This window comes from Chryseobacterium sp. FH2, assembly GCF_001045455.1.
Lineage (GTDB): Bacteria > Bacteroidota > Bacteroidia > Flavobacteriales > Weeksellaceae > Chryseobacterium.
On record NZ_LFNE01000011.1, the window covers coordinates 60,831 to 86,474 of the forward strand.

General features: G+C 34.0%; 25 protein-coding genes and 1 riboswitch. Of the genes, 12 read left to right on the plus strand and 13 right to left on the minus strand.

Annotation, left to right across the window (positions count from 1 at the left end; genetic code table 11):
* Nucleotides 1-223 precede the first annotated feature (223 nt).
* The 7 genes from ileS to trpS all read left to right on the plus strand — a co-directional run bounded on the left by ileS (nucleotide 224) and on the right by trpS (nucleotide 6,924).
* On the plus strand, nucleotides 224-3,613 hold the full coding sequence (gene ileS, locus ACM39_RS15980) for an isoleucine--tRNA ligase (RefSeq protein WP_048512047.1): 3,390 nt from the start codon (nucleotides 224-226) through the stop codon (nucleotides 3,611-3,613).
* A 59-nt stretch (nucleotides 3,614-3,672) separates the two neighbouring features.
* Nucleotides 3,673-4,053, plus strand: coding sequence for a TraR/DksA family transcriptional regulator (locus ACM39_RS15985; RefSeq protein ID WP_034726982.1), 381 nt, complete (start codon nucleotides 3,673-3,675; stop codon nucleotides 4,051-4,053).
* Nucleotides 4,054-4,135: 82 nt separating this feature from the next.
* Entirely contained in the window at nucleotides 4,136-4,381 is a 246-nt protein-coding gene (locus ACM39_RS15990) for a DUF6576 domain-containing protein (protein ID WP_048512048.1), read from the plus strand.
* A 17-nt stretch (nucleotides 4,382-4,398) separates the two neighbouring features.
* Entirely contained in the window at nucleotides 4,399-4,590 is a 192-nt protein-coding gene (locus ACM39_RS15995) for a DUF2683 family protein (RefSeq protein ID WP_048512049.1), read from the plus strand.
* Entirely contained in the window at nucleotides 4,590-5,228 is a 639-nt protein-coding gene (locus ACM39_RS16000) for a lipoprotein signal peptidase (RefSeq protein WP_048512050.1), read from the plus strand. Before ACM39_RS15995 ends, ACM39_RS16000 begins: the two co-directional genes overlap by 1 nt.
* Before the next feature lie 16 nt (nucleotides 5,229-5,244).
* Nucleotides 5,245-5,889, plus strand: a complete 645-nt coding sequence (locus tag ACM39_RS16005; protein WP_048512051.1) for a vancomycin high temperature exclusion protein — start codon at nucleotides 5,245-5,247, stop codon at nucleotides 5,887-5,889.
* 66 nt (nucleotides 5,890-5,955) lie between these two features.
* On the plus strand, nucleotides 5,956-6,924 hold the full coding sequence (gene trpS / locus ACM39_RS16010) for a tryptophan--tRNA ligase (protein ID WP_048512052.1): 969 nt from the start codon (nucleotides 5,956-5,958) through the stop codon (nucleotides 6,922-6,924).
* A 53-nt stretch (nucleotides 6,925-6,977) separates the two neighbouring features.
* On the opposite strand, the gene ACM39_RS16015 is transcribed toward trpS, so the two are convergent.
* The 5 genes from ACM39_RS16015 to ACM39_RS16035 form a co-directional block, all read right to left on the minus strand.
* A complete protein-coding gene (locus ACM39_RS16015; RefSeq protein WP_048512053.1) occupies nucleotides 6,978-7,670 on the minus strand; it encodes a YjjG family noncanonical pyrimidine nucleotidase in 693 nt (230 codons plus the stop codon).
* A 203-nt stretch (nucleotides 7,671-7,873) separates the two neighbouring features.
* A complete protein-coding gene (locus ACM39_RS16020) occupies nucleotides 7,874-8,464 on the minus strand; it encodes an RNA polymerase sigma factor (protein WP_048512054.1) in 591 nt (196 codons plus the stop codon).
* A 195-nt stretch (nucleotides 8,465-8,659) separates the two neighbouring features.
* Nucleotides 8,660-9,148, minus strand: a complete 489-nt coding sequence (locus ACM39_RS16025; protein WP_048512055.1) for a hypothetical protein — start codon at nucleotides 9,146-9,148, stop codon at nucleotides 8,660-8,662.
* An 80-nt stretch (nucleotides 9,149-9,228) separates the two neighbouring features.
* Nucleotides 9,229-10,509 (minus strand): methionine adenosyltransferase, encoded by a 1,281-nt coding sequence (metK, locus tag ACM39_RS16030; protein ID WP_048512056.1) that lies wholly within the window; start codon nucleotides 10,507-10,509, stop codon nucleotides 9,229-9,231.
* Between the two features lie 245 nt (nucleotides 10,510-10,754).
* Nucleotides 10,755-11,705 carry a LysR substrate-binding domain-containing protein gene (locus ACM39_RS16035; RefSeq protein ID WP_048512057.1) on the minus strand — a complete coding sequence of 317 codons (951 nt, stop codon included), beginning with the start codon at nucleotides 11,703-11,705 and terminating at the stop codon, nucleotides 10,755-10,757.
* 131 nt (nucleotides 11,706-11,836) lie between these two features.
* On the opposite strand from ACM39_RS16035, the gene ACM39_RS16040 reads away from it, so the two are divergent.
* From ACM39_RS16040 to ACM39_RS16060, 5 genes are all read left to right on the plus strand, one after another.
* Nucleotides 11,837-13,324: a catalase gene (locus ACM39_RS16040; RefSeq protein ID WP_048512058.1), complete on the plus strand. Its 1,488-nt coding sequence runs from the start codon at nucleotides 11,837-11,839 to the stop codon at nucleotides 13,322-13,324.
* 107 nt (nucleotides 13,325-13,431) lie between these two features.
* Nucleotides 13,432-14,199, plus strand: a complete 768-nt coding sequence (locus ACM39_RS16045; RefSeq protein ID WP_048512059.1) for an enoyl-CoA hydratase/isomerase family protein — start codon at nucleotides 13,432-13,434, stop codon at nucleotides 14,197-14,199.
* 54 nt (nucleotides 14,200-14,253) lie between these two features.
* Nucleotides 14,254-14,676, plus strand: a complete 423-nt coding sequence (locus ACM39_RS16050) for a deoxycytidylate deaminase (protein WP_048512060.1) — start codon at nucleotides 14,254-14,256, stop codon at nucleotides 14,674-14,676.
* Nucleotides 14,677-14,682: 6 nt separating this feature from the next.
* Nucleotides 14,683-15,594, plus strand: coding sequence for a site-specific tyrosine recombinase XerD (gene xerD / locus ACM39_RS16055; protein ID WP_048512061.1), 912 nt, complete (start codon nucleotides 14,683-14,685; stop codon nucleotides 15,592-15,594).
* Nucleotides 15,594-16,109 (plus strand): NUDIX hydrolase, encoded by a 516-nt coding sequence (locus ACM39_RS16060; RefSeq protein WP_048512062.1) that lies wholly within the window; start codon nucleotides 15,594-15,596, stop codon nucleotides 16,107-16,109. The genes xerD and ACM39_RS16060 overlap by 1 nt, the downstream gene beginning before the upstream one ends.
* Before the next feature lie 36 nt (nucleotides 16,110-16,145).
* Here ACM39_RS16060 and ACM39_RS16065 read toward each other — a convergent pair whose 3' ends face one another.
* The 8 genes from ACM39_RS16065 to ACM39_RS16100 all read right to left on the minus strand — a co-directional run bounded on the left by ACM39_RS16065 (nucleotide 16,146) and on the right by ACM39_RS16100 (nucleotide 25,633).
* Complete coding sequence (locus tag ACM39_RS16065) at nucleotides 16,146-16,604, minus strand: heme-binding domain-containing protein (RefSeq protein WP_048512063.1); 459 nt, start codon at nucleotides 16,602-16,604, stop codon at nucleotides 16,146-16,148.
* Nucleotides 16,605-16,615: 11 nt separating this feature from the next.
* Nucleotides 16,616-18,397 carry an Ig-like domain-containing protein gene (locus tag ACM39_RS16070; RefSeq protein ID WP_048512118.1) on the minus strand — a complete coding sequence of 594 codons (1,782 nt, stop codon included), beginning with the start codon at nucleotides 18,395-18,397 and terminating at the stop codon, nucleotides 16,616-16,618.
* Between the two features lie 25 nt (nucleotides 18,398-18,422).
* Nucleotides 18,423-19,685 carry a serine hydrolase domain-containing protein gene (locus tag ACM39_RS16075; protein WP_048512064.1) on the minus strand — a complete coding sequence of 421 codons (1,263 nt, stop codon included), beginning with the start codon at nucleotides 19,683-19,685 and terminating at the stop codon, nucleotides 18,423-18,425.
* 141 nt (nucleotides 19,686-19,826) lie between these two features.
* Nucleotides 19,827-20,765, minus strand: coding sequence for a 2-hydroxyacid dehydrogenase (locus ACM39_RS16080; RefSeq protein WP_048512065.1), 939 nt, complete (start codon nucleotides 20,763-20,765; stop codon nucleotides 19,827-19,829).
* A gap of 126 nt (nucleotides 20,766-20,891) precedes the next feature.
* Nucleotides 20,892-21,434, minus strand: a complete 543-nt coding sequence (locus ACM39_RS16085; protein ID WP_048512066.1) for an acyl-CoA thioesterase — start codon at nucleotides 21,432-21,434, stop codon at nucleotides 20,892-20,894.
* Entirely contained in the window at nucleotides 21,435-22,190 is a 756-nt protein-coding gene (locus tag ACM39_RS16090; RefSeq protein WP_048512067.1) for a hypothetical protein, read from the minus strand.
* 328 nt (nucleotides 22,191-22,518) lie between these two features.
* Nucleotides 22,519-24,636: a TonB-dependent receptor gene (locus ACM39_RS16095; RefSeq protein ID WP_048512068.1), complete on the minus strand. Its 2,118-nt coding sequence runs from the start codon at nucleotides 24,634-24,636 to the stop codon at nucleotides 22,519-22,521.
* A gap of 104 nt (nucleotides 24,637-24,740) precedes the next feature.
* A riboswitch (TPP riboswitch) is annotated at nucleotides 24,741-24,829 on the minus strand.
* A 36-nt stretch (nucleotides 24,830-24,865) separates the two neighbouring features.
* A complete protein-coding gene (locus tag ACM39_RS16100) occupies nucleotides 24,866-25,633 on the minus strand; it encodes a WG repeat-containing protein (RefSeq protein ID WP_082140626.1) in 768 nt (255 codons plus the stop codon).
* Between the last annotated feature and the right edge of the window lie 11 nt (nucleotides 25,634-25,644).

Here is a 25,644-nt window from a genome sequence, read left to right on the forward strand (position 1 = left end):
TTTATTTATGAAAATTAGCGAGCATCTATGGAAAACTGCGAAGGAAAATGATTCACAAAACTCACATTTCACCATCGATAATTCATAAATAATTAATTCCGGCATTTACATTTCTGAAACAGAACTTTTTAATAGATGATATCAAAATAAAACATATATTATAAACCGACAAATTTTAGTAAATTTGCCAACTTAATTAATCAACGATATTGAGATTATTACAATGAGCCAATTTAAAGAATACAAAAACCTCAACCTTATTGACATAGCAGAGAATGTAGCGGAATTCTGGAAACAGAATAAAACTTTCAATAAGAGTGTTGAGATTCGTGAAGGGCAACCTGAGTTTGTTTTTTATGAAGGCCCGCCTTCTGCAAACGGTATGCCCGGAATTCACCACGTTATGGCTAGAGCATTAAAGGATATTTTCTGTCGTTATCAGACTCAAAACGGAAAGCAGGTTTTCCGTAAAGCGGGTTGGGATACACACGGACTTCCTGTGGAACTAGGCGTAGAAAAAGAATTAGGAATCACTAAAGAAGATATTGGCAAAAAAATCTCTATTGAAGACTACAACAAAGCTTGCCGTGAAGCGGTAATGCGTTATACAGACGTTTGGAATAACCTTACTGAGAAAATCGGATATTGGGTAGATCTTGATGATCCTTACATCACATATAAATCAAAATATATGGAGACGGTTTGGTGGCTATTGAAGCAATTGTATGATAAAGAATTATTATACAAAGGTTACACCATTCAGCCATATTCTCCAAAAGCAGGAACCGGACTCTCGTCACATGAATTGAATCAGCCAGGAACATATCGCGATGTTTCGGACACTACGATTATAGCCCAATTTAAAGTAAAAAAAGAATCTTCCGAATTATTTAATGATGTAGAGGGAGATGTAAATATCTTAGCATGGACAACAACTCCTTGGACATTGCCATCAAATACGGCCCTTGCTGTGGGCAGAGATATTGAATACGTTGTTGTAAAAACATTCAACCAATATACATTTGAGCCCGTAACAGTTGTTTTGGCAAGGATTCTTTTGCCTAAAGTTTTCGGTAAAAAATATACTGAGGGTACAGATGAGGATTTTGCAAATTATACTTCAGAGAGTAAAACGATTCCTTTTAAAATATTAAAAGAATTCACAGGGGAAAAACTTGCTAAAACTCAATATGAACAATTAATTCCCTGGTTTACCCCAAATGATACACCTGAAAATGCTTTCAGAGTAATTTTAGGAGATTTCGTAACAACAGAAGACGGTACCGGTATTGTCCACATCGCGCCTACTTTTGGTGCAGATGATGCAAGAGTGGCAAAAGAGGCAGAAATTCCGCCAATGTTGGTGAAAGACGAAAATGATAATCTTGTTCCGTTGGTAGATTTACAAGGGAGATTTATTATAGGAGAAAATGTTCCTGAATTATTCTCGGGAAAATATATCAAAAACGAATATTACGACGAAGGAGCTGCCCCTGAGAAATCCTGGGATGTAGAATTAGCAATTTTGTTGAAAACAGAAAACAAAGCCTTCAAAGTAGAGAAATACGTCCACAGTTACCCACACTGTTGGAGAACTGATAAACCAGTATTATATTACCCGCTGGATTCTTGGTTTGTAAAAATGACCGCTGTAAAAGACAGATTGGTGAATTTAAACAAAGAAATCAACTGGAAACCAAAAGCAACAGGGGAAGGGCGTTTTGCCAACTGGCTGGAAAATGTAAATGACTGGAATCTTTCCCGTTCAAGATATTGGGGAATCCCGTTGCCAATCTGGAGAACAGATGATTTGAAGGAAGAAAAAATCATAGGTTCTGTAGAAGAACTATACAATGAAATTGAAAAATCTGTTGAAGCAGGATTTATGAAAGAAAATCCGTTCAAAGGTTTTGTGGTTGGAAATATGTCTGAACAAAATTATTCTTTGGTTGATTTGCACAAAAATGTGGTTGACAAAGTAATTTTGGTTTCAGATTCAGGAAGGGAAATGAAGCGCGAGAGTGACCTTATCGACGTTTGGTTCGATTCCGGTTCGATGCCTTATGCACAGCTGCATTATCCTTTTGAAAATAAAGAATTAATCGACAGTAATAAAGCATTTCCTGCAGATTTCATTGCAGAAGGTGTTGACCAGACCCGTGGTTGGTTCTATACACTTCATGCTATCGGAACAGCAGTTTTTGATTCGGTTGCTTATAAAAATGTAATGAGTAACGGGCTTGTTTTGGATAAAAACGGTCAGAAAATGTCAAAACGTTTAGGAAACGCAGTTGATCCGTTTGAAACACTTTCAGTATACGGACCGGATGCAACGCGTTGGTATATGATTTCCAATGCCAATCCCTGGGAAAACCTGAAATTTGACATCGAAGGAATAGATGAAGTAAGAAGAAAATTCTTCGGAACGCTTTACAATACGTATTCATTCTTTGCTTTGTATGCAAATGTTGACGGGTTCAATTATTCTGAAAAAGAAGCAGAAAACCGTCCTGAAATAGACAGATGGATACTTTCCGAATTAAATTTATTAATCAAAGAAGTAAAAGCATTCTACGAAGATTACGAGCCAACAAGAGTAGCCAGAGCTATCAATACTTTTGTAAATGACAATTTGAGTAACTGGTACGTAAGATTATGCAGAAGACGTTTCTGGAAAGGAGATTACACAGATGACAAGATATCGGCTTACCAGACATTATATACTTGTCTGGAGACTGTTGCCAAATTATCCGCGCCAATCGCTCCGTTCTTTATGGATCAATTATATCAGGATTTAAATAAAGTAACAGGAAAGGAAAGCTGTGAATCTGTCCACCTGACAGATTTCCCGATTGCTGATGAAAGTTTAATCGACCAAGATTTGGTTGAAAAAACACACTTAGCACAGAACATTACAAGTATGGTTTTCTCTTTAAGAAAAAAAGAAAATGTAAAAGTTCGTCAGCCATTACAAAAAGTATTGGTTCCTGTAATGGATTCTAAAGCAGAAGAACAAATATGGGCTGTTGCAGAATTAATCAAGCAGGAAGTAAATGTGAAAGAATTACAGCTCATCAATGCAGAAGAAGCATCGCATTTAATTGTAAAACAGATAAAACCAAATTTCAAAGCTCTTGGCCCTAAATTAGGAAAAGATATGAAAGTGGTTGGAGGAGAGATTGCAAATCTTGATGCAGAACAGATTTCAAGCCTGGAAAAAGAAGGAAAAATAGATGTTCAGGGATATGAAATTACGCTTTCAGATGTGGAAATTTCAACAAAAGATATCCCGGGATGGACAGTAACTTCCGACGGAAAAACAACTGTGGCATTAGATTTGACGTTAACAGATGAATTAAAATCTGAAGGTATCGCAAGAGAGTTCATTAATAGGGTTCAAAACTTGAGAAAAGATAAGGATTTCGATTTGACAGACAGAATAAATATCTTCGTGGAGGAATCTTCACCATTCTTACATGACATTAAGAAAAATGAAGAATATATTTCATCTGAGGTCTTGTCAAATAAAATAGAAATTGTATCTTCACTTTCAAATTTTAACGAAATCGAAATAGATGAGGTTAATTTTAAGATAAATGTTGAAAAAAATTAACATATAGTTATTGTTTTTCAAATTCCATTTCATAATTTTATTAAAAAAGAGAAAAGAACATGTCAGACGAAAGAGTAAGATACAGTGATGCTGATTTACAGGAATTTAAGGCTATCATTAAGGAAAAAATAGAAAAAGCAGAAAGAGATTTACAACTAATCAGAGAGAGTTTTATCAATGATCAAAATAATGGTACTGATGATACTTCTCCTACATTCAAGGCATTTGAAGAGGGTGCAGAGACATTGAGTAAAGAACAAAATTCTATTTTGGCCGGTAGACAGGAAAAATTCGTACGTGATTTGAAGAACGCTTTAATAAGAATTGAAAATAAAACTTACGGCGTTTGCAGAGTAACAGGTAAACTGATTCCTAAAGAACGACTGTTGGCTGTTCCTCATGCTACATTGAGCATCGAAGCGAAAAATATGCAAAAATAACCACTAAGGTTAGTTAAAATAATTTTGGGTTTATATCGTATTTCATGAAATACTTTATAAACCTAATTTTTAATTTATACCCATGACCGGATTATTAATTTTAGGAATTATAATTGTTGCAGTATTAGGATTTTCAAACAGGGATTGGATCAAAAGCAGGTTCTTTCCTGATAAGCAAAAAAATTATACTATTGATGACAAGTTTAACTCTGATAAACGGGAAAGGGAAAAAGAAATCGACGAACTTTTAAGTAAAATAGGCAAAAACGGCATCAATGACCTGTCTGCAAAAGACAGAAAACGACTGAACGAATTGTCTAAAAAATAAAATTAAACCAAGAAAAAATGGAATCCATAATAGTACATACTAAAAATGCAATGGAACTGAATGCTTTAAAAAGTGTTCTAAAAGAGATGAATATTAAGTTCGAGAAATTCCATACTAAGAATACACACCATAATCAGAAGACCATCAAAAAAATCGTTGACAAGAAAAACGAAAAAATAGGAAAACCGTTTAAACCAAAAGGATTATAATGAAAAAGATAGTAGCTGTAACATTTCTTATCTTATTAATTGATCAGGCTTCAAAGATTTACGTAAAAACACACTTTAATCTGGATGACAGTATTTCGATTCTTCCTGGTTTCAAGCTGACTTTTGTAGAAAATCCGGGAATGGCATACGGACTTCATTTTGGAGGAGTGATTGGGAAGTATTTTCTGGTTATTCTGAGGCTTTTCCTGATTGGAGGGATGGTTTATATGTTTAAAAAATGGCTCAAGCAAGGAGCATCCAATTATCTTATCATTCCAATGGCTGTTATTTTTGCAGGAGCAATAGGAAATATTATTGACGGGATGTTTTATGGTTTGATTTTTGACAGCGGAACAGTTTATGACCCAAGTATAGACCGATGGATTGGGTATGGCGGGATTTCCAAAGTAGTTCCGTTCGGACAGGGTTATTCTACTTTTATGAGAGGCTGTGTGGTTGATATGCTTCATTTTCCTTTAGTAGACTGGAACGTTCCTGAAAATTTTCCGATCATAGGAGGAAAACATATAGAATTTTTTAAATATATTTTCAATGTCGCAGATTCAGCAATTACTGTAGGAGCTATTTTATTATTAATTTTCAGAAAAAAGGCTTTCCCGAACGGCCTCGAATTTTAGAATAATTTACACTCAAATGAAAAAATTAATTAAAACTTTATTTACAATTTTCCTGCTTCTTATCGTTGCAGGAATTATTTTTATTGCCTGGGCAAATTACAGCATCAAAAAAAACAGTAACAATTTTGTCTCTTATAATATCGCAGATGTTCCGGAAACAAAGACAGCTTTACTTCTCGGAACCAGCAAAAATCTAAACAGCGGACTTCCTAATACCTATTTTTACAATCGTATTCAAGCTGCCATTGATTTATACAAAAGCGGAAAAATAAAATATATCATCGTAAGTGGTGACAACAGCACAAAAGATTATAATGAGCCGGAAGACATGCAGTTTATGCTCATGAAATACGGAATTCCCAAAGATAAAATTTTCCTTGATTATGCAGGTTTTAGGACATTAGATTCTGTAGTGAGAGCCAAGGAAATTTTTGGTCAGACGAAATTGGTTATCATTTCACAAAAGTTCCATAATGAAAGGGCTGTTTTCTTAGCTGAACAATATGGAATTGAAGCATTTGGATACAATGCAAATGATGTAAATAAATATGCCGGGTTTAAAACCAACATAAGAGAGTATTTGGCAAAAGCAAAAGCATACTGGGATTTGATTTTAGGAGTCGCACCTAAGTTTGGAGGAGAGAAAATTTTGATTCCATAAGTTTTTTAAATCCCATCAAACCTTGTAAATTTGCAATTCATTAATTTTAAAAATAAATTTTAAACAATGTCAAGAATTCTTACCGGCATTCAAGCCACCGGAACCCCACACCTTGGAAACTTGTTGGGTGCAATCATTCCTGCGATTGAGCTATCAAAACAGGAAGGAAATGAATCATTTTTATTTATTGCAAATTTACACTCGTTGACACAGATTAAAGACGCAAAAGAACTAAAACAAAATACCTACGAGATTGCTGCGGCTTGGCTTGCTTGTGGATTAGATACTGAAAAAACATTTTTTTACAGGCAGAGTGACATTCCTGAAACCTGTGAACTTTCTTGGCATTTATCATGTTTTTTTCCTTATCAGAGATTAACGTTGGCTCATTCATTTAAGGATAAGGCAGACAGGCTTCAGGATGTAAATGCAGGCTTGTTTACTTACCCTATTCTGATGGCAGCAGATATTTTATTGTATGATGCAGAAATTGTACCTGTAGGAAAAGATCAGCTTCAACATTTGGAAATTGCGCGTGATGTAGCTTCTAGATTTAATAATCAGATGGGGGAAGTTTTTGTTTTGCCCCAATCTGAGCTTCAGGAAAATACAAAATATGTTCCCGGAGTTGATGGTCATAAAATGTCAAAATCAAGAGGAAATATCATCAATATTTTCTTACCTGAAAAAGATTTGAAGAAACAGGTAATGAGCATAGAATCCGATTCAAAAACACTGGAAGAGCCTAAAGATCCCGAGACTGATAAAACATTTGCAATTTACCAGCTCATCGCGACACCTGAACAGACTGAAGAATTAAGAGCAAAATATTTAGCCGGAAACTTCGGATATGGTCATGCTAAAAAAGAGCTTTTAGATTTGATTCTTACCCGATTTGGGAAAGAAAGAGAATTGTTCTCATATTATATGAACAACCTTGATATACTGGAAGCAAAACTTCAGGAAGGAGCAGCAAAAACAAGAGTAGTTGCAACACAAACTATCAAAAGAGTAAGAGAAAGTTTAGGACTTTAATTCCAAGTTTTTTTAAAATAACAAAAGCCTTTCAACATGAGAGGCTTTTTGCTTTATAAATAATCTTTAAGCTGCAGAAGATGTTTAATCACTTTCACCTCCTTTTCTTTATTTTCATTAAAAACATCAAAGAAAATCACATCCATTCCGAAATTCTGAGCTCCGACAACATCCGCTATCCAATCGTCACCAATCAAAATACTGTTTTCTTTTTTAGCATCAGAAAGTCCTAAAGAATATTCGAAAATCTCGGGTTTTGGCTTTCTCACCCCTACACTATCTGCACTCGTAATGGTTTGAAAATATTTATCGATCCCTGATAAAATACATTTTCTTTCTGTTACTTCTTTGAATCCGTTGGAAATAATGTGCAAAGTATAGTTTTTGGCTTTAAGATATTCTAAAATATATTCTGCGCTTTCCACCAGTTCATTATGATTCAAAATTTTATCTAAAAAATGTTCCTCAAAATACATTGAAAGTTTTTCATCCTCAATACCGAAATGTTTAAAAGTATCATAAAAACGATGCTTCCTCAGATATCCCTTATCAATAATCCCGTCTCTGATTTTTTTCCACAAATTTTCATTAATTCCGTGATAAACAGAATGAAAATCTTCAAAGCTGATATTATATTCTGAAGTAATTTCTTCCTTTTCGAAAAGATCCTGGATAGTAAGATAAGCGTTTTTGCGGTGATCCCAAAGTGTATTATCGAGGTCAAAAAAAATGTGCTGAATTTTCATACAGCACAAAATTACTCAATTTAATTTTTGGAAATTGGAAAATTTGCGGTTTTACCTTTTGCTATTTCCAGACTTTTGGAAAAGCTTAGCAAAAAATCAATTGTTTGTTTTTTCGGTTTCAAAGTTTTCACTTTTAAAGAATCATTTTTTTTCATAGGCGAAACATGTTTTTCTTTAAAACGAAAATTTTAGAAAATTATTATCTATCTGGTCAAGACAATATTATTTTCATCCATGATTTTTCTCAGGTTTATTAATGCATATCGTACCCTTCCAAGCGTAGTATTGATACTCATATCGGTATGGTCTGCAATTTCTTTAAAGCTCAGCCCGTCAAAAAACCTCAATTTAATTACTTCTTGCTGATTTTGTGGTAAAAACTGTAGCATTCTCAGCAAATCTTCCTGAATCTGGTTTGTTACCAATTGATCTTCAATATTTTCTGAAGGTTCTCTTATTAAATCAAAAATAGAATATTCATCTGTCTCGAAAGTAGTTTCCGAAACTTTGATATTTTTAGCTTTCAGCCTGAAATGATCGATAATAAGATTGTGTGCAATTCTTTTTGCCCAAAGAATGAATTTTCCTTCTTCGTTATAGCGTCCTTCTTTTAGCATTACAATAATTTTCATGAATGTATCCTGAAAAACATCATTCGCTAAATCTTCATCATTAATTTTGTAATAAATGAATGTAAACAGTTCTCTCTGATGACGATGAATAAGTGTTGACAACGCCTCTTCGTCTCCTTTTTGATAAAGGGAAATTAGTAAACTATCCGATTTTGATTTCATAACTTCTTCTCAATAATATATTTGTAGACAATTCATCATCCAGATATTTTATCTGGCTCTCATTGTAAATACAAAACAATTCTTTAGAGTAAAGTCGGATCAATAGGCAGTACAATTTTTATAGGTGTAAATATAATAATTTTTTAATAACTGTTAACCTATTATTAAATTTTTACGAGAAAAATTTAAAAAAAGTCACTTAAGCATATCGTGAATGAATACAGTAGGGATATTTAGTGTGAAATTAACATTCAACCCTTTTAATTCTTTACCGTTTATTCCGGAGTTCCCTATTGGAAAAGCATATCCTCCTGTAAGATCAAGAATTCCGAATAGTGAGACCCCTATTTTCGGTGCGATATATTTGTTGGTTCCTTCAGCTCCTGCCAAAAAATAATACGAGTGATAAAAATCTACATTTTTCTGAAAATTTAACAAAATATCTGCCTGTAGTTTTGGCATAATAGCAAATTTAGAATTGGCAGAACCCATTAAGGCAGATCCTCCTAATCTGTAAATCACATCATCATTTTTTAAGAAAAGCAACTTGCCTCCTACTTCTCCAAAGCTTTGATTTTGATAAGTATACCCCACAGTAATCATTTTATGCATTGTATATTGAGCTCTTGCAAATGTGCTTAGGAAAAATACCAAAAGGATTATAATTGCGAATCTGACGTTCATATCTTTTATTTAAGTGTAAAATTAAAAAAAACTGCCTTATCCGGAGGTAAAGCAGTCAATTATATTCTTTAAAACTAAAATTAAATTCCGAAAGCGGTTTTAATCTCGTCTACCTTGTCTAATTTCTCCCAAGTAAAGAATTCCAAACCTGTAAGAGTTAATTCGTTTTTATGACCTTTATTGAAAGTCTTATCACCTATATAATGCTCTCTTCCCATGTGGCCGTAAGATGCCGTATCCTGATAAATAGGATTTCTTAATTTTAAGTTTTGTTCGATTGCATAAGGTCTCAAATCGAAAATCGCAGAAACTTTTTTAGCAATTTCCCCGTCGTGAAGATCAACTTTTGCAGTTCCGTAGGTGTTGATGTATAAACCACAAGGCTCTGCCACACCAATTGCGTAAGAAACCTGCACCAAAACCTCATCGGCAACTCCTGCAGCAACTAAATTTTTAGCAATATGCCTTGTGGCATAAGCAGCACTTCTATCTACTTTTGAAGGATCTTTTCCGGAGAAAGCACCACCTCCGTGAGCGCCTTTTCCACCGTAGGTATCAACGATAATTTTTCTGCCTGTAAGACCTGTATCTCCATGAGGGCCACCAATTACAAACTTACCGGTTGGGTTGATGTGATATTTAATCTGATCATTAAATAAAGCTTTAATTTCTTCAGATTGCAGAGCAACAACCCTAGGAATCAGAATATTTTTGATGTCCTCACGAATCTTGTTCAACATTTCTTCTTCACTTCCAAAATCATCGTGTTGAGTAGAAACTACGATAGAATCAATTCTTACCGGTTTATGATCATCAGAATACTCAATTGTAACCTGGCTTTTTGCGTCAGGACGAAGATATTTGATTTCAGAATCTTCTCTTCTGATTGCAGAAAGCTCTTTAAGAATAGTATGTGCCAAGTCTAATGCAAGAGGCATATAATTAGCCGTTTCATTAGTTGCATAACCAAACATCATCCCTTGATCACCCGCACCCTGAGCATTTGCTTTAGCTTCGAAAGATTCGTCGTTTACAGCCCTGTCAACACCTTGGTTGATATCCGGAGACTGCTCGTGAATTGCAGAAATAACTCCACATGAATCACCATTAAACATATATTCTCCTTTCGTATAGCCAATTCCGTTGATAACTTCTCTTGCAATAGTCTGTACATCCAGATAGGCATCAGACTTCACCTCTCCAGCCAAAACTACCTGTCCTGTTGTAACAAGAGTCTCACAAGCTACTTTTGAGCTTTTGTCGTATGCTAAGAAATGGTCAATTAATGCATCAGAAATCTGATCTGCGATTTTATCCGGATGTCCTTCTGAAACTGATTCAGACGTAAATAAGTAAGACATATTATTCTTTGTTTTTTTAGATTAAAAAAAATATTACGAAGAAAAATAAGAATAAAATTGTCTAAAAAATCTAAAAAAGGAATACTGTTTTAGCATATTTTTATAGAGGTTGCAATCAGGTCAAATTTTTCCTCGTTCGTAAACGTTGGCAAATTTAAGTACTATTTTTTAATACTCAAAAATTTTTGTTTACTAATTATAATTTTCTTTAAATTAATGATTTATCAGGCGTTAGCAAAAAGAAACTATTGTGGTTTTATGCTTACGAATTCTTTCGGATTTTCATGATAGTTAAGCTTTTGTTCTAATGAAGCCCTAATAGAATGTGATAATTCATCAATAATCTTTTGCTTAAATGTCGGTTTGTAATAGATAATGCTGATCTCTCTATAAGGAAAAGGTTTTTTGAATCTGAAAACATTTTTTTTCTGTTCTTCAGAAAGCTGGCTCAATGCCAACTCTGGGAGAATACTGATTCCTCCAACTTTATCGACCATATGTACCAACGTCTGAATATTTGAGGCAAGAAAATCTAAATTCTTAGGTTTTAATGTATTTTCTTTCAAATGACAAATATTTTCAAACTGGTTTCTCAAGCAGTTCCCTTCCTCCAGCAGCCAAACTTTTTCTACGTTTAGATCTTCAGGAACGACATAAGAATTTTTCTTATTAGCTTCAGTGTCCGAGCTGTAAATCATCAATTCCTCATTAAATAAGAAATCCTGATAAAATTCATCAGCCGTATCATAAGGGGTAGAAATAATACCAGCATCTAATTCTCCAGCTTTCAAAGCTTTTACAATATTATCCGTAGTCATTTCTTTTACGTTCATCTGAATTTTCGGATTATCTTCCAAGAATTTAAAAATCTCAGTTGGTAAAATAAAAGAAGAAACAGTAGGAATAATTCCTAAGTTGATGGTTCCTCCTAAAATATTATTCAAAAGATTTGCTTTATTTTTCAGTTCATTGACAGATTCTATAATCACCTTAGCCTGATCAATAATCTGAAGCCCAACATCTGTGGTACGAATAGGATGTGTAGTTCTGTCAAAAACCTTTACATCAAGCTCATCCTCAAATTTTTGTATCATTGCACTAAGTGTAGGCTGTGTAATGAAGCATGCTTGAGCCGCTTTACCAAAATGTTTGTACTTATCTACAGCGATAAGATACTCCAATTGCTGAATGTTCATCTGATTAATATTATCTATTACAAAGATATAATGTTTTTGCTATTGGCAATCAAAAATTCAGGTAAATTTGATATTTACTACCTTTACATAATCGAATATAATTAAGAAATAATCATACAAATCATAACTCTATGGATTCTAAAAAATTAACGTTAAGCAGCGGAGCTCCATACTTTGATCATCAGGACTCGCAAACGGTAGGCCCGAGAGGCCCGGTATTGCTTCAGGATTTCATACTTCAGGAAAACCTTGCTCATTTCGTAAGAGAAAGAATTCCGGAAAGAATCGTTCATGCAAAAGGAAGTGGTGCTTATGGAAAATTTACCGTGACACATGATATTACAAAATATACAAAAGCAAAATTATTCTCACAAATTGGAAATTCCTGTAAAATGTTTGCACGTTTTTCCACCGTTGGAGGGGAAAGAGGAAGTGCGGATACAGCAAGAGATCCCAGGGGTTTTGCTCTAAAATTTTATACCGAAGACGGGAACTGGGATTTGGTAGGAAACAATACTCCAGTTTTCTTTATTAAAGATGCTAAAAAATTCCCGGACTTTATCCATACTCAAAAAAGAGTACCAAAAACAAATTTGAAAAGTGCAACCATGATGTGGGATTTCTGGAGTTTAAATCCTGAATCTTTACATCAGGTTTTAATTTTAATGTCTGATAGAGGAACACCTTACGGATACAGACATATGCATGGTTTTGGCTCTCATACTTTTTCAATGATTAATGATAAAAATGAGCGGGTTTGGGTAAAATTTCATTTTAAAACAAAACAGGGAATCAAAAATTTTGTAAATGATGAGGCTGTAAAAATGGCGGGCGAAAATCCTGATTTTGCACAGGAAGATCTTTGTAATGCCATTGAAAATGGAGATTTTCCAAAATGGACAATGTATATCCAGGTGATGACAGAAGAACAAGCAAGAGATTTCAGATGGAATCCTTTCGATATTACAAAGGTTTGGTTCCATAATGATTTCCCATTAATTGAGGTTGGAGAAATAGAGCTCAATGAAATTCCTGCGAATTATTTTGCTCATGTAGAACAATCTACTTTTTCACCAAGTAATCTAATTAACGGAATAAGCTTTTCACCAGATAAGATGCTTCAGGGAAGATTATTCTCTTATCCGGATGCTCACAGATACAGAGTGGGTGTAAATTCTCACCAATTGGAAGTAAACAGGTGTCCTTTTGAAGTTAATAATTATCAGAGAGACGGTTTCATGGCAGATTCAAGCCTTTATCAGGATAAACCCAATTATTTTCCGAATAGTTTCGATGATATAAAACCAGATTCAGCGTATAAAAATTACGAATACGAATTAGACAGCGCTCATGTTGCCAATTACAACAGAAATGATAACGACGATGATCACTACACCCAGCCAGGGTTGCTATATTCAAAAGCGATGAATACAGAGGACAGAGAAAACCTTATCAATAACATCGTTGGAAGTATGAAAGGAATTGACGGGCCAAAAAGACATGAAATCATAAACCGTCAGCTATGCCACTTTTTCAGAGCTAATATAGAACTTGGCATGAAAGTAGCTTCTCAATTAAATATAAATATTGATGCCAATATGATGAATCACTCGAAATAAACATATTCAAACAATATTTGTAATTAAAAGGAAAAAATATTACTTTTTTTTCCTTTTTTTTGTAAAAAATTTATAATTTGCACAAAATAATATTTCAAAGTGGAAATATGAGTTACGAAAATATATTATTAAAAAAAGAAGATAAAATATCTATCATTACCATAAATAGACCTGAAAGTTTAAATGCATTAAATGCCAAAACAATCCGGGAACTTAGTAGCGCTTTTGACGAACTGAATGCTGATGAATCCTGTAGAGCTATTATTATTACAGGAAGCGGTGAAAAATCTTTCGTTGCGGGCGCTGATATTAAAGAATTTAGTGATTTTGGACAGGAGAAAGCTGAAGAATTAGCCAGAAATGGACACAACTCCCTGTTTAATAAAATTGAAAATATGAATAAACCTGTCATCGCAGCCGTAAATGGCTTTGCTTTGGGAGGAGGTTTAGAGCTTGCTATGGCTTGCCACATCAGATATGCATCGGAAAATGCTAAATTGGGTTTACCTGAAGTAACATTAGGATTAATTCCCGGTTACGGAGGAACTCAAAGATTACCGAAGCTTGTAGGAAAAGGCATTGCCAATGAAATGATCTTCTCTGCCAAAATGATTCCTGCGCAAAGAGCAAAAGAAATCGGCCTGGTAAATGAAGTATACTCTATCGAAGAATTATTAACCAAAACAAAAGAATTAGCATCTGTTATTGCCAAAAACTCACCAATGGCAATATCAAAGGCAATACATGCCGTAAATTTATCTGATACGGACAATGGTTTTGAAACCGAGATCAAATCTTTCGGAGAACTTTTTGACCTTGAGGATAAAAAAGAAGGAGTTGCAGCTTTTATTGAAAAGAGAAAGCCCAACTTCTAAAAGACTTCCACCCTTAATACAAATTATTTCGAAAAACAAAAACAATGCTGCGGTATGAATAAGTTTGACAAGGCTTATCTAAAAATGGCTCAGGAATGGGCAAAACTTTCCTACTGTGAAAGAAAACAGGTAGGAGCTCTTATTGTAAAAGATAGGATGATTATTTCAGATGGTTATAATGGTACTCCCTCAGGATTTGAAAACTGCTGTGAGGATACAGAAGGAAAAACACACTGGTACGTGTTGCATGCAGAAGCCAATGCTATACTAAAATTAGCAGCTTCTACTCAATCTGCAAAAGGCGCTACCTTATATCTCACATTATCTCCCTGTAAAGAATGCAGTAAGCTTATTTTACAGGCAGGAATTTCCAGATTAGTGTATATCAATGAGTATTCAGACGATGATGGGATATCGTTCTTGAGAAACCATAACATTGAAATAGAACAAATATCGGACTGTGAACTAAAAAAATAACACAACATGACTTGGGATGAAAAGATTAAGGATTTTGAAATATTTCTTCGTTTCGAACGAAATTTTTCAGAAAACACACTCGACGCATACGTGCGAGACATCAAAAAATTAAAAGAATACGCTGAAGTAGACCTAGAAAACATAGGTCCTGATATTATTGCATATGAAAATCTGCAGGAATATATCTTCAACCTTTCCAAACAAAAATTCAGTGAAAGATCGCAGGCAAGATGGATTTCTTCCATAAAAGCTTTCTTTAAGTTTTTACTTGAAGACGAGTTTCGGGATGACAATCCGGCCGCTTTGCTTGAAGGTCCAAAATTAGGGCTCTATCTTCCTGACACACTCAGCTTGCCTGATATCAATAAGATTATCAGCGCAATAGAGTTAAATTCTGATTTAGGAAAGAGAAATCAATGCATTATTGAAGTACTTTACGGATGTGGGCTTCGTGTTTCAGAGCTTATTGACATAAAAATTTCGAATATTAATTTCCAGGAACATTACATCAAAGTCAACGGAAAAGGAAATAAAATACGCTTCGTACCTTTGGCTGATTATACTGCGGAATTACTGAAAAAATATATTGGTGAAGTACGCTCGAAAAATAAAATCAATAAGAAGTATGAGGATACATTATTCCTGAACAGCAGAGGAACATCAATGTCCAGAGTAATCGTATTCCTTATTATAAAAGAGCTGACAGACAAGGCAGGTGTAAGCAAGAAAATCTCACCTCACACATTCAGACATTCTTTTGCCACACATTTGTTGCAAAACGGTGCAGATTTACGTTATATACAAGAAATGCTGGGACACTCTAGTATTACCACAACGGAAATATACACCCACCTGAAAACAGAAGAACTTCGAGATGTAATTTTAAATTTTCATCCGAGAAACATTAATATTGCTTAATGAAAATATTGAAATACTGCCCGAGTTGCGGCAAGGAATCTTTACACTGGGACGGTGAAAAAAAATGGAGCTGCCCTGAATGCAGTTTTACTTTATACAACAACGTTGCCGGTGCTGTTGCGGTGGTAATAAGATGCGGAGACGAGATTTATCTTACAAGAAGAAACCGTGAGCCAAAAAAAGGAAAATTGGATTTAGCCGGAGGGTTTGTCGATCCAAAGGAAAGCGCCGAAGAAACCTGCAAGCGAGAACTTTTTGAAGAATTGCAACTACAGGTGGATATTTCAAAATTAAAATATTTAGCAAGTCTTCCAAACATTTATCAGTATAAAGAAATCGATTATAACACGATTGATTTGTTTTACGAATACAATGTTTCGGAAAAATTTGAGGTCAATCTGGAGCTTTCGGAAATTTCGGAAGCAAAGTGGATTCCTCTAAAAGAATTAAATCTGGATGATATTGCTTTTGACTCCCAGAAAATATTCTTTACAAATTATTTAACATCAATTTAAAAATAAAACCCGTAGATTTTTTCTGCGGGTTTATATTTAATACGTTTTAGAGTTGAGCATTTCTTCGAAGTAGTGAACCAATAAAGTCCTTTCTGCCTCTGATAAATTAGCTTCTTTGTGATAGACAATGTACCCCGGCATCGGCATTACTTTAGCTTGAATAGTCGAAATAGCACTCGTCAGCATATTTTTCTTTAAATCATTATTGTATGTATCCCAAACAGAGAAATTCAGATGTTCCCTGCCTTCATTGATGTGACTTTTTATAGACCACGAAATAGGTGCAATATGGGAATATTTAGGATATACGGTTTCATCTGAATGACAATCGTAGCAAGCCCCTTTTATCAACCCGGCAATCTTTGCCGGAGTTTTTTTAGCTTCAATAAAATTTACTTTGTGATCAACTGGTTTATTGACTCTGTCAATTGGAATGAACTGAATCAGTGCAAATGCAGCTACGCACCAAAATACAATCTTCTTTGCCGTCTTCATTAGGTTTTTGTTTATTTTACTGGAGTTACTACAGCTGTATTTGATTTGAGCTGCTTGTTGTTTGCATCTTGCGAAACAGGTTTTTCTTCGCCCTCTTCATTTTCTTTCGAATCTGCTGCAGAAGTGGCAGGTGGTGTCGGAATTACTGTTCCTTTTGGATTGTCAAGCGTTCTTCTGTCATTCAAATCCCAGGTTTCAACAGAATCCCAAAGCTGTTTTACAAGAGCTGTTTTATAGTAAACAAAAGAATCTTCCGCGAAAACATCATGCTCAAAATCTGCTTCATCCCAATATTTATTCCCGTTGTTATCTACCAAAATTCTGACAATATATTCAGCAGGTTTCAGGATATCAAATTTCACTTCATCTGTATTCACATACTTTTGATAAAGCACTTTCTCAGAATTATCCAATAACTGGATCCAATAATAACTTGTATTTGGCCTGTTTTGAAGCTTAAATGTCAAGCTTCCGTAGTTCTCCACTTTATCTGCTTCGAAATCGAAACGATATGGATCTGATGTTCTTTCATAAAAAGAATTAACTGTCTTACTTGGAACCGTCAATTGATATTTTTTTCCAACTTCAAAGTCAGACTGTACCAAAATCTGATAAGGATTGGTTTCTGAAATCTTTGCTGTGAAATTATGAGTCGTTACACTATCCGTTTTAAGCGTCCATTTTTCAGGCTCAATTTTATTGATAATGTAATTAGAAGTAAATTTAAAATTCGTTTTAGGAGGTAAAAGGCTGCCTTCATTGTTAGAAAGAGTCATTTTATTTTTGGCATTATACTTATAGAAAACAGAAACCGTATCTTTTTTGTTATCAGCATCATAGCTGAATTTCAAATTTTCAGTGGTTTCCTGCCCCACTTTATTTTTCACAGCATCAAACCAAATATTCACAGTATCTGATTTTGGACGGTGAGTTACTTGATAATCCTGAATCTTATCATTTAATGACAATACTTTGACATTATCCGGATGCCCTTCAAAAGTCATGACAATTCCCCCCGGAGTCTCTTTCATTTCGCCATATTTCAATGATTTTTTGGAAGGATAAACTTTTAAATTTAATCCGGAAATTGATTTTTCAACATTGACAATATCTTTCTGGAAACCCACCTTTTCTTTACCCGGATCATAAATAGAATTACTGTTTTCATCTTCAAAAGCGATGATTTTGTATTTACCCGGAGACAGATAATTCAATTCATAATATCCGTCTGTGTCTACTTTTGTGATGTAATAAGGTTTCTGTTTATAATTAATGGTATCTTTTACCTGATATAATCCAACGACCAATTTATTTTCACTTGTCCCTGTTTGCTTTTTTGTATTTAAAGCATCTTTTACTTCTCCACTGATGTACAAATCATCTAATTTTTCACCGGTAGAAAAAGCAAAATTGAAATAGGGCAAAACATTCGCCTCATTGTTATCAGCAATGGAATTTCCAAAGTTAAAATTGTAAGTTGTATTGGCCTGTAAAGTATCTTCCCATTGGATCAGCACATATTTGTTGGCAATTCCTGACGGGAGAATACGTTTGATTTTTTTTATTGGCGGAGAAATAATCAGGTTTTTACTAACATCTTTCAATGTCACATATTCATCAAAATCAAGACGTAGCTCACGGATATCCCGTGCAACATTCACTCTTGTCGAATCTATATTTGAACTTAAAAATTTTGGAGCAATGGAGTCTTTGGGCCCGCCCACAGGAGATCCTACTCTTGCACATGACTGCGCAAGAAAAGCGAATATGAATAATAAAAGAAGTCTCTTCATGAATATGTTTAAGCAAAAATAAACATTATTCTCCATAAACGTCATGTTGACCGTTCAAAGTATCTTTATTATCATTCATTACGCTGTGAAGCTTATCTTTCTGAGCCGGGAAATCTTCAAATAATCCTGAAAGAGCCAATGCTGTGTATACTCTGTTTGAATATTTGTTACCAATAGCAACGATAGTCACTTTTGACTTTAACAGATGGGCGAAAACTGAGTTTGTTCCGTGCCACCAGCCGTTATGATAAGTAAGCTTTTCACCATTATCAAAAATTTTCATTCTGAAGCCTAAGCCGTAGTTATTCATTCCCGCTTTTTCATTACTGTAAGGAGCAAAAACCATTTCCATCAATTCCGGTTTTAGGAAATTTTTTGAAAACATGGCTTTAGAGAAGTTGTACAAATCTCTTGGCGTGGTGTAAACATTTTTATCTCCATAAACCAAATCTAATCGGTCTAAAGGATATAATTTATTTCCTCCATAATAAAAAGACTGTGTTGCAGTCGGAATATCATTTTCCTGGAAAATATAGCTATTATTCATTTTCAACGGCTCAAAAACCATCTCTTTCATTGCTTGTGGAAAAGAAGTTTTTGTAACTTTTTCAATTAATAAAGCCAACAAAGCGAAATTTGTATTACAATACATGAAACCCGTATCTGTATCCCTTGCCAAATCCGGTTTATATTTGATAATCATATTCAATATATCCTGATTTGTAATAAATTGTTTTGAAAGTTCCGCAGGAGCCGGCTGAATTTTAGTAATAAAATATTCGTATTTCGGAAGGCCGCTTCTCTGAGACAACAATGTTTTTACCGTAACATCAGGATAAGGAAATCCCGGGAAAAATTGAGTTAAATGATCAGTCATTTTTATTTTTCCTGCTTCTATCAATTTCATCATTGCCATGGCAGTCATTGTTTTTGAAACCGAAGCCACATGAAGAGGTGTATTTTTATCAATCGGAAGTTGATTTCCTTCCCTACCATAGCCTCTATAATTTTCGTACAAAATATCATCCCCTTTTGCCACCAAAATTCCTCCGCTCAAATCACTTCCTTCCCAAACTTTTTTATAATATTGATCGATATAACGAACCAGGGAAGCTTTATCTGAAAGCTGATCATCTTCTTTTGTAAAAACTTTACTTAAATCGACATTGCCGTAATTGGGAAGACTGGTCGTATTTTCAGTTATGGTTTCTTTATTTTCAGATTTATTTTTACAGGAAAAAATGATTAAAAAGGCAGATAAAACAAGTACAAAATTACGCATCCTCATGAGTTTCAAAAATGAGCGGCAATTTAATAAAACTCAAAATAAATACTAAATATTGAGTGTATATTATGAATTATTTAACATAAAATAGTAAAACTGCGCAATTGTAAAATTATTAAACTAAGTCTTTTTAACAAAAAAGCATTAATTTAATGATCCAAAAGATGCTATAATCTTATCAACTATTATCTGCGCCAGTTTTTCTTTACTTTGATGCGTCCAACCTGCGATATGAGGAGTAACAATTACTTTTTCTGATTCTAAAAGATATTTTAAGTCTTCATTTTCAATCTCTAAATTCTCAAAAGAAGATTTTTCATATTCCAAAACATCAAGACAAGCTCCTTTTACCTTTCCAGCCTTTAATGCCTCAACTAAACTTTTAGTTTCTATATTTTTCCCTCTTGCTGTATTGACGAAATAGAAATCTTTTTTCATATCAGAAATGAAGGGACCGTCAACCAAATAATAAGATTCATCAGTTAAAGGAATGTGTAAACTTAAAACTTCAGCTTCTTCTTTTAATTCGTCTAAAGTAACCTGCGTAGCATATTCATCAGAAAGATCCGGCAAAATATCATGGAAAATGATTTTACAGCCAAACCCTGAAAATCTTTTTGCGGTTGCTTTCCCCATGTTTCCATAGCCTATTAAACCAACAGTTTTACCCAGAAGCTCGTCTCCCCTGTTTTCTTCACGCAACCAGATTCCGTTTTTTACTTCCTGAGATGCAATAAAAAGCCTGTTCATTAAAATCAACAACATTCCGATTACATGCTCTGCCACAGAATCTCTGTTTCCCTCAGGAGAATTAATGAGCCGAATTCCTAATTTCTCAGCAATGGGAATATCAATATTTTCCATCCCTGCCCCTACTCTTGCAATGAATTTCAAGTTTTTTCCTTTCTCTAAAAAATTTTTATCTAACGGAATTCTGCTCCTGATAATAACACCATCATAATTCTCAATTTTATGGCAAACTTCATCATAAGTCGATGTAAAATCTTCTTCCAAAATAAAGTTTTTTGCTAAAAGCTGTTCCGTAATTAAAGGATGGTTTTTATCTAAAAGGAGAATTTTCATTTTTCAAAGAATTTAAATTGTAACGAAATTTTTTCAAAAAGCTATTAAAAGAAAAAATGCTTTTAAACCCGCAAGATATTAACACTTAGCACAGATTAAAAGCATCTTTATTTTAAAATATTACATTTATTTTTTATCTTTCGTTGGCTCTTGTGGCTCTTGGAAAAGCTTTTTAAGCTCTACAGATTCCAACGGTTTCATTCTTCCTGAAAGAATTAACGAAAGTTCTTTTCTTCTGAATGCTGCCGCATATCTTTCTTTTTCCTCTTCCGTTTCAGGAACCATTTCAGGAATTGGAATAGGCCTGTTGAATTCATCAACTGCTACGAATGTATAAATTCCGGCATTTGTGTGAATTTTCTTTTGGTTAATCGGGTCATCCAGCCAAACATCTACATATACTTCCATTGAAGTAGAGAATGCTCTGGAAACTTTAGATTCCAACACCACCACTCCACCTTCAGGAATCGGATGGTTGAAAGAAACATGGTTCACAGAAGCCGTTACAACCCTTCTTTCGCAATGTCTTGCTGCCGAAATAGATGCACAGCGATCCATTTTTGCTAAAAGTTCACCGCCAAAAAGATTTCTCAAAGAATTTGTCTCGTTCGGAAGAACTATATTAGTCATAATTGTCAGAGATTCTGACGCCTTTTTTATTTTTGCCATCTACTTCTTAGTATTGTTAATTGGAGCCGCAGGAGTTTTTACATTTTGCAGAGCAGGTTTTATGATAGAATCTTTTTTCAAAGAATCCGCGACTTTCATCATGGTAGAATCAGTCGCAGTTTTCACGGTATCTACTACTACGACTTTTGGTTTATTTAGTTCAGCTTTAATAGAATCTTTCTCTTTTTGAAAAGATTGATTTCCGAAAAGAAGTTCAGGAGTGGTAATCGCCAGATATACAATTACTGCAACAGGAATCACAATAAGTAGAATCCATAAAAGAGATGTCGCAAACTTATACTGTTTCTTCGGATTTTCAGAGGTTCCTATTTTTTCGTTGTTTTTGATGTCAGAAAATTTTATTTCTTCCAATCCGTAAAAATCAGGATGCCCGGATTCTATTCTGTTTCCATTAAAATGAGTTTCTGAATCCTCAACAGTAATTGTTCCAAGATTCGGAATTTCCAAAATATGATCTGCCTGGATCTTTTTTTTCCAAAAATCTGTCTGAATCTTCAAATCGTTCTTTGAAGCTTCTAAAGACATCTGTTTTTGACTGCTAATAAAAGCGGCAAGATCATCAGATTGCATCTCATAATCAGGAAAAAAAGTAATTTTTCTCGCAGGCGGAAGAATACTTCCGTTCTCAGAATTGATAATCGCTTTGGAATTTTCCAGAGAAAACACACCGAAACCCGGAACTGTAACAGTCCCAAATTGTTTCAGATATTCTAAAATGTAAGCTGAAATATTCATTTAGTGGCAAATTTATAACTTTTTCGTGACTTTTTGCAGCATTTATTTTTACAAAAAGATTTAAAAATATATTAATTAAAACTACATTTTTCAAGATTTAATACATTAATTCTGATATTCCTTTTGCTTTTTTAATTTTTAGCAGTAAAAATCACTTTCTTCGTTATAAAATATGTAATTCAATTCATTATTCTTTTTTTAAATATTTCATAATTTTTGAGCTGATTTTCAAACAATACGTAAAATAAAAAGACTGCCGAAGCAGCCTTAAAAAAAACTTAAACTAACATTTTACTTTATAATAAGTATAAAACATTTATAATGAATGCTATTGAATTTTCCAGCTGATTCCAAACATAAAATTTGTTCCAGCCTGAGAAAAATAATATGGTTCCCCATCATAAACTGCCCCATTATTCACATATTTTTTATTAAAAATATTATTTACCAATAATTTCAGTGCGATATCATTATTTTTAATCTTAAACTGATATTGTGCATTAAAATCTGTAAGCAGATAATCTTTCAATTCTAAATTTTTGTCCTCTGTATTATCCAGATATTGCTTTCCTACATATTGATTCATCAAAGCAAACTGGAAACTTTCATTTGGACTAAATTTTAATCCTAAATTGGCAATCACATCCGGTGAAAACGAAATCTGTGTGTTGCCAAGATCTTTAACTTCTGTTTCGTTTTCAATTTTGAAATCTAAATTTCTGTTGTTGCTGAAACTTACATTTCCTGTCAGTTCCCATTGCTTTGAAAGTTTTGCTAAAGCGCCCAATTCGATCCCGCTTCTGTAACTTTTTCCGGAATTGGTCCTGATAAAAGCCCCCACATTATTCAATTCACCATTTAAGACCAACTGATTGACATAATACATATAATATAAATTCGCAGTAAAGGATACCACTCCGAATTGCTTCTCAATCCCCGCTTCAAAATCATGAAGTTTTTCTGCTTTTACATCATTATTTGCCAATAAATCATCTCTGTTTGGTTCGCGATGAGCATGCGCATAAGAAATAAAGATTTTACCCGTCGGAATTTTATAGTTTATACCTGCTTTCGGATTAAAAAACAGCCAATTTTTGTTCAAATTTGCACCTTCATCATCTCCAGCAGTAATAATTCTTGTGTCATAATCAACATTTCTTAACTGCAAATCTCCGAAAAATTCAAAATCCCGGACTCTTATCAAAGCCTTTGCAAATCCAGAAACTTCATTTTTCACAGAACGGTTCCTGTAATATTCGTGTTCGTCAATCTGAGGAAGAAAAACTCCGGTTACATTTCCAAAATGCCTTCCGTAATACTGATTGGCAACAGCTCCGAAATTAACATCAAGGATTCCCAATTTCCCGTAAAGCGTAGAGACAATTCCGTAAAAATCATTATTCAACCATTTTTTTCTGATAAAATCTGTGCGTGATAATGTTTGTGTACCATCAATAAAATCCGGGAGATTATATTTTGAAAATTTCGCATCCTGCTTATAATTTTCGTAATATCCCTTTCCTTTTGTATAGTGTAAAGTAGTTTCTAAATTCCATTTCTCATTGAACTTTTGTTCCCACAGCAACTGATAATGGTTTTGTTTATAATTATCTGTTTCATTATCATAAAATCCAACTATATTTTCCCAGTTTGAGTCATAAATTGCTCCGGAAATATTGAATTTCGGGTCTGTCTCCCAAGTTTTTCTATCAATTCCGTTCCAGGCCTGATACGTTTTTTCTTTTCCTCCGAAAGCCATTAAGCGGATTTTTGTTTTACCTTCTTCAAACAGAGCTGTAAAGTTGTATGAATTAAGCTTAGATGATGCCCTGTCAATATACCCGTCAGAATTAATGTGTGTATATCTTCCCATCACTGAAAGTCGGTTTCCCAAAAACTTTCCGGAGCCAATTTCCGCAGAGTATTTATAGGTATTGAACGAACCATAACTATCATCTGTTTTAAAATAAAACTTCTCTTCAGGATCTTTGGAAAGAACATTAATACTGGCTCCAAATGCGGCAGCTCCGTTATTGGAAGTCCCTACACCTCTCTGAATTAAAATTTGTGAAGCAGAACTTGTCAAATCCGGCACATTTACGAAAAATGTTCCCTGACTTTCGGAATCATTGTACGGAACGCCATTCATCATGACATTGATTGCACTCCCGGCAACTCCACGGATTCTGAAACCCGTGTATCCAACACCATTTCCAGCATCGGAAGTAGAAATTATGGAAGTTTGATTTTTAAGTAAAATAGGTAAATCCTGTCCTAGATTTTTACTGTCTAAATCTTTCTGAACATTGATAATTTCTTTAGCGACAGGAAGTCTTTTGGTAAAATTAATAGCTTCAATTTCCTTTATTTTTAAGGAATCTGTATTTTGCGCCTGCAAAAAAGCGAAAGAGCCAACGGTAAGCCCTAAAAAAAATAATCCTTTCATTCTATAAATTTTTAAAATTTAATGAATAAAAGGGGCGGATTATGACGAATCATGAGTAAATTGGTAATAAGTAATGTTTTGATGATTATTCATTGCTGATTACCTATGCTCATTTTTAATTTCCCTAAACAGCATTATCTGTTCCAGGTTCATTGGGTATAATCTCAGCTTGTTACAGCACCCCTTTATTTCAGCCGCGAAATTACGAAAAATATATTAGTGAAGCAATTTAATAAGCTTTGTTATGAGAATCAATATAATAATAGTTTTTCCCGTCTTTTGAAACCTCAAACATTTTACCCAATTTCCAACTGAAGTTTCTCTTTATATCATCATATTCAAAAGGGATAATAATCTTATTATTGATGTCAATCACTCCAAAACGATCATTTTTAGAAGCAACAATCATCGGATCTGAAACATCGTCCCCTTCCATAATGTGAAGATATTCGTATTGGGGATAAACCTGATAGTCTCTATAATCTTCTGCGTTTACAAATTTTGCCTTTTCAATAATGCCGTAAAATCCGTTTTTGACATAAGCCTGATATTCTTGTTGTTTAAATTCAATTTGACATTTCCCTAAGTCTGAATTTTTATATTGATAAACTTTTTTTCCATTCTTATCTATTCGGTAAGAAATCAAATCTTTTTCCACTGTTCCGTATTCTTTTGTTCCAAATTTTCGGACTTTTTCGTTGGGGGAGTTTAAAAGATTACAATCTTCGTAGAAAAAAACAGCAATATGATATTCCGGCTGAATGACAAATTTTCCTTTTTGATTAATATATCCAAATTTTCCATCTTTCTTTTTGGGAATTAAAACAGGAAGCTCATCATTAATAATATCTAAATCCGGATTTGGCTTATACCCCTGCAATGGCTTTTTGACAGCAACTTTAGAAATATTTTTAATGGGATTTTTTTTCACAGATTTTGCCTGAGAAAAAGTAAAAATCGAAATAAATAAACATAAAAGCTGAACAGCATTTTTCATAATCACCATTT

Coding starts and splice junctions, on each gene's coding strand:
- ileS (WP_048512047.1), top strand. CDS start 224: ATGAGCCAATTTAAAGAATACAAAAACCTCAACCTTATTGACATAGCA.
- ACM39_RS15985 (WP_034726982.1), top strand. CDS start 3,673: ATGTCAGACGAAAGAGTAAGATACAGTGATGCTGATTTACAGGAATTT.
- ACM39_RS15990 (WP_048512048.1), top strand. CDS start 4,136: ATGACCGGATTATTAATTTTAGGAATTATAATTGTTGCAGTATTAGGA.
- ACM39_RS15995 (WP_048512049.1), top strand. CDS start 4,399: ATGGAATCCATAATAGTACATACTAAAAATGCAATGGAACTGAATGCT.
- ACM39_RS16000 (WP_048512050.1), top strand. CDS start 4,590: ATGAAAAAGATAGTAGCTGTAACATTTCTTATCTTATTAATTGATCAG.
- ACM39_RS16005 (WP_048512051.1), top strand. CDS start 5,245: ATGAAAAAATTAATTAAAACTTTATTTACAATTTTCCTGCTTCTTATC.
- trpS (WP_048512052.1), top strand. CDS start 5,956: ATGTCAAGAATTCTTACCGGCATTCAAGCCACCGGAACCCCACACCTT.
- ACM39_RS16015 (WP_048512053.1), bottom strand. CDS start 7,670: ATGAAAATTCAGCACATTTTTTTTGACCTCGATAATACACTTTGGGAT.
- ACM39_RS16020 (WP_048512054.1), bottom strand. CDS start 8,464: ATGAAATCAAAATCGGATAGTTTACTAATTTCCCTTTATCAAAAAGGA.
- ACM39_RS16025 (WP_048512055.1), bottom strand. CDS start 9,148: ATGAACGTCAGATTCGCAATTATAATCCTTTTGGTATTTTTCCTAAGC.
- metK (WP_048512056.1), bottom strand. CDS start 10,509: ATGTCTTACTTATTTACGTCTGAATCAGTTTCAGAAGGACATCCGGAT.
- ACM39_RS16035 (WP_048512057.1), bottom strand. CDS start 11,705: ATGAACATTCAGCAATTGGAGTATCTTATCGCTGTAGATAAGTACAAA.
- ACM39_RS16040 (WP_048512058.1), top strand. CDS start 11,837: ATGGATTCTAAAAAATTAACGTTAAGCAGCGGAGCTCCATACTTTGAT.
- ACM39_RS16045 (WP_048512059.1), top strand. CDS start 13,432: ATGAGTTACGAAAATATATTATTAAAAAAAGAAGATAAAATATCTATC.
- ACM39_RS16050 (WP_048512060.1), top strand. CDS start 14,254: ATGAATAAGTTTGACAAGGCTTATCTAAAAATGGCTCAGGAATGGGCA.
- xerD (WP_048512061.1), top strand. CDS start 14,683: ATGACTTGGGATGAAAAGATTAAGGATTTTGAAATATTTCTTCGTTTC.
- ACM39_RS16060 (WP_048512062.1), top strand. CDS start 15,594: ATGAAAATATTGAAATACTGCCCGAGTTGCGGCAAGGAATCTTTACAC.
- ACM39_RS16065 (WP_048512063.1), bottom strand. CDS start 16,604: ATGAAGACGGCAAAGAAGATTGTATTTTGGTGCGTAGCTGCATTTGCA.
- ACM39_RS16070 (WP_048512118.1), bottom strand. CDS start 18,397: ATGAAGAGACTTCTTTTATTATTCATATTCGCTTTTCTTGCGCAGTCA.
- ACM39_RS16075 (WP_048512064.1), bottom strand. CDS start 19,685: ATGAGGATGCGTAATTTTGTACTTGTTTTATCTGCCTTTTTAATCATT.
- ACM39_RS16080 (WP_048512065.1), bottom strand. CDS start 20,765: ATGAAAATTCTCCTTTTAGATAAAAACCATCCTTTAATTACGGAACAG.
- ACM39_RS16085 (WP_048512066.1), bottom strand. CDS start 21,434: ATGGCAAAAATAAAAAAGGCGTCAGAATCTCTGACAATTATGACTAAT.
- ACM39_RS16090 (WP_048512067.1), bottom strand. CDS start 22,190: ATGAATATTTCAGCTTACATTTTAGAATATCTGAAACAATTTGGGACT.
- ACM39_RS16095 (WP_048512068.1), bottom strand. CDS start 24,636: ATGAAAGGATTATTTTTTTTAGGGCTTACCGTTGGCTCTTTCGCTTTT.
- ACM39_RS16100 (WP_082140626.1), bottom strand. CDS start 25,633: ATGAAAAATGCTGTTCAGCTTTTATGTTTATTTATTTCGATTTTTACT.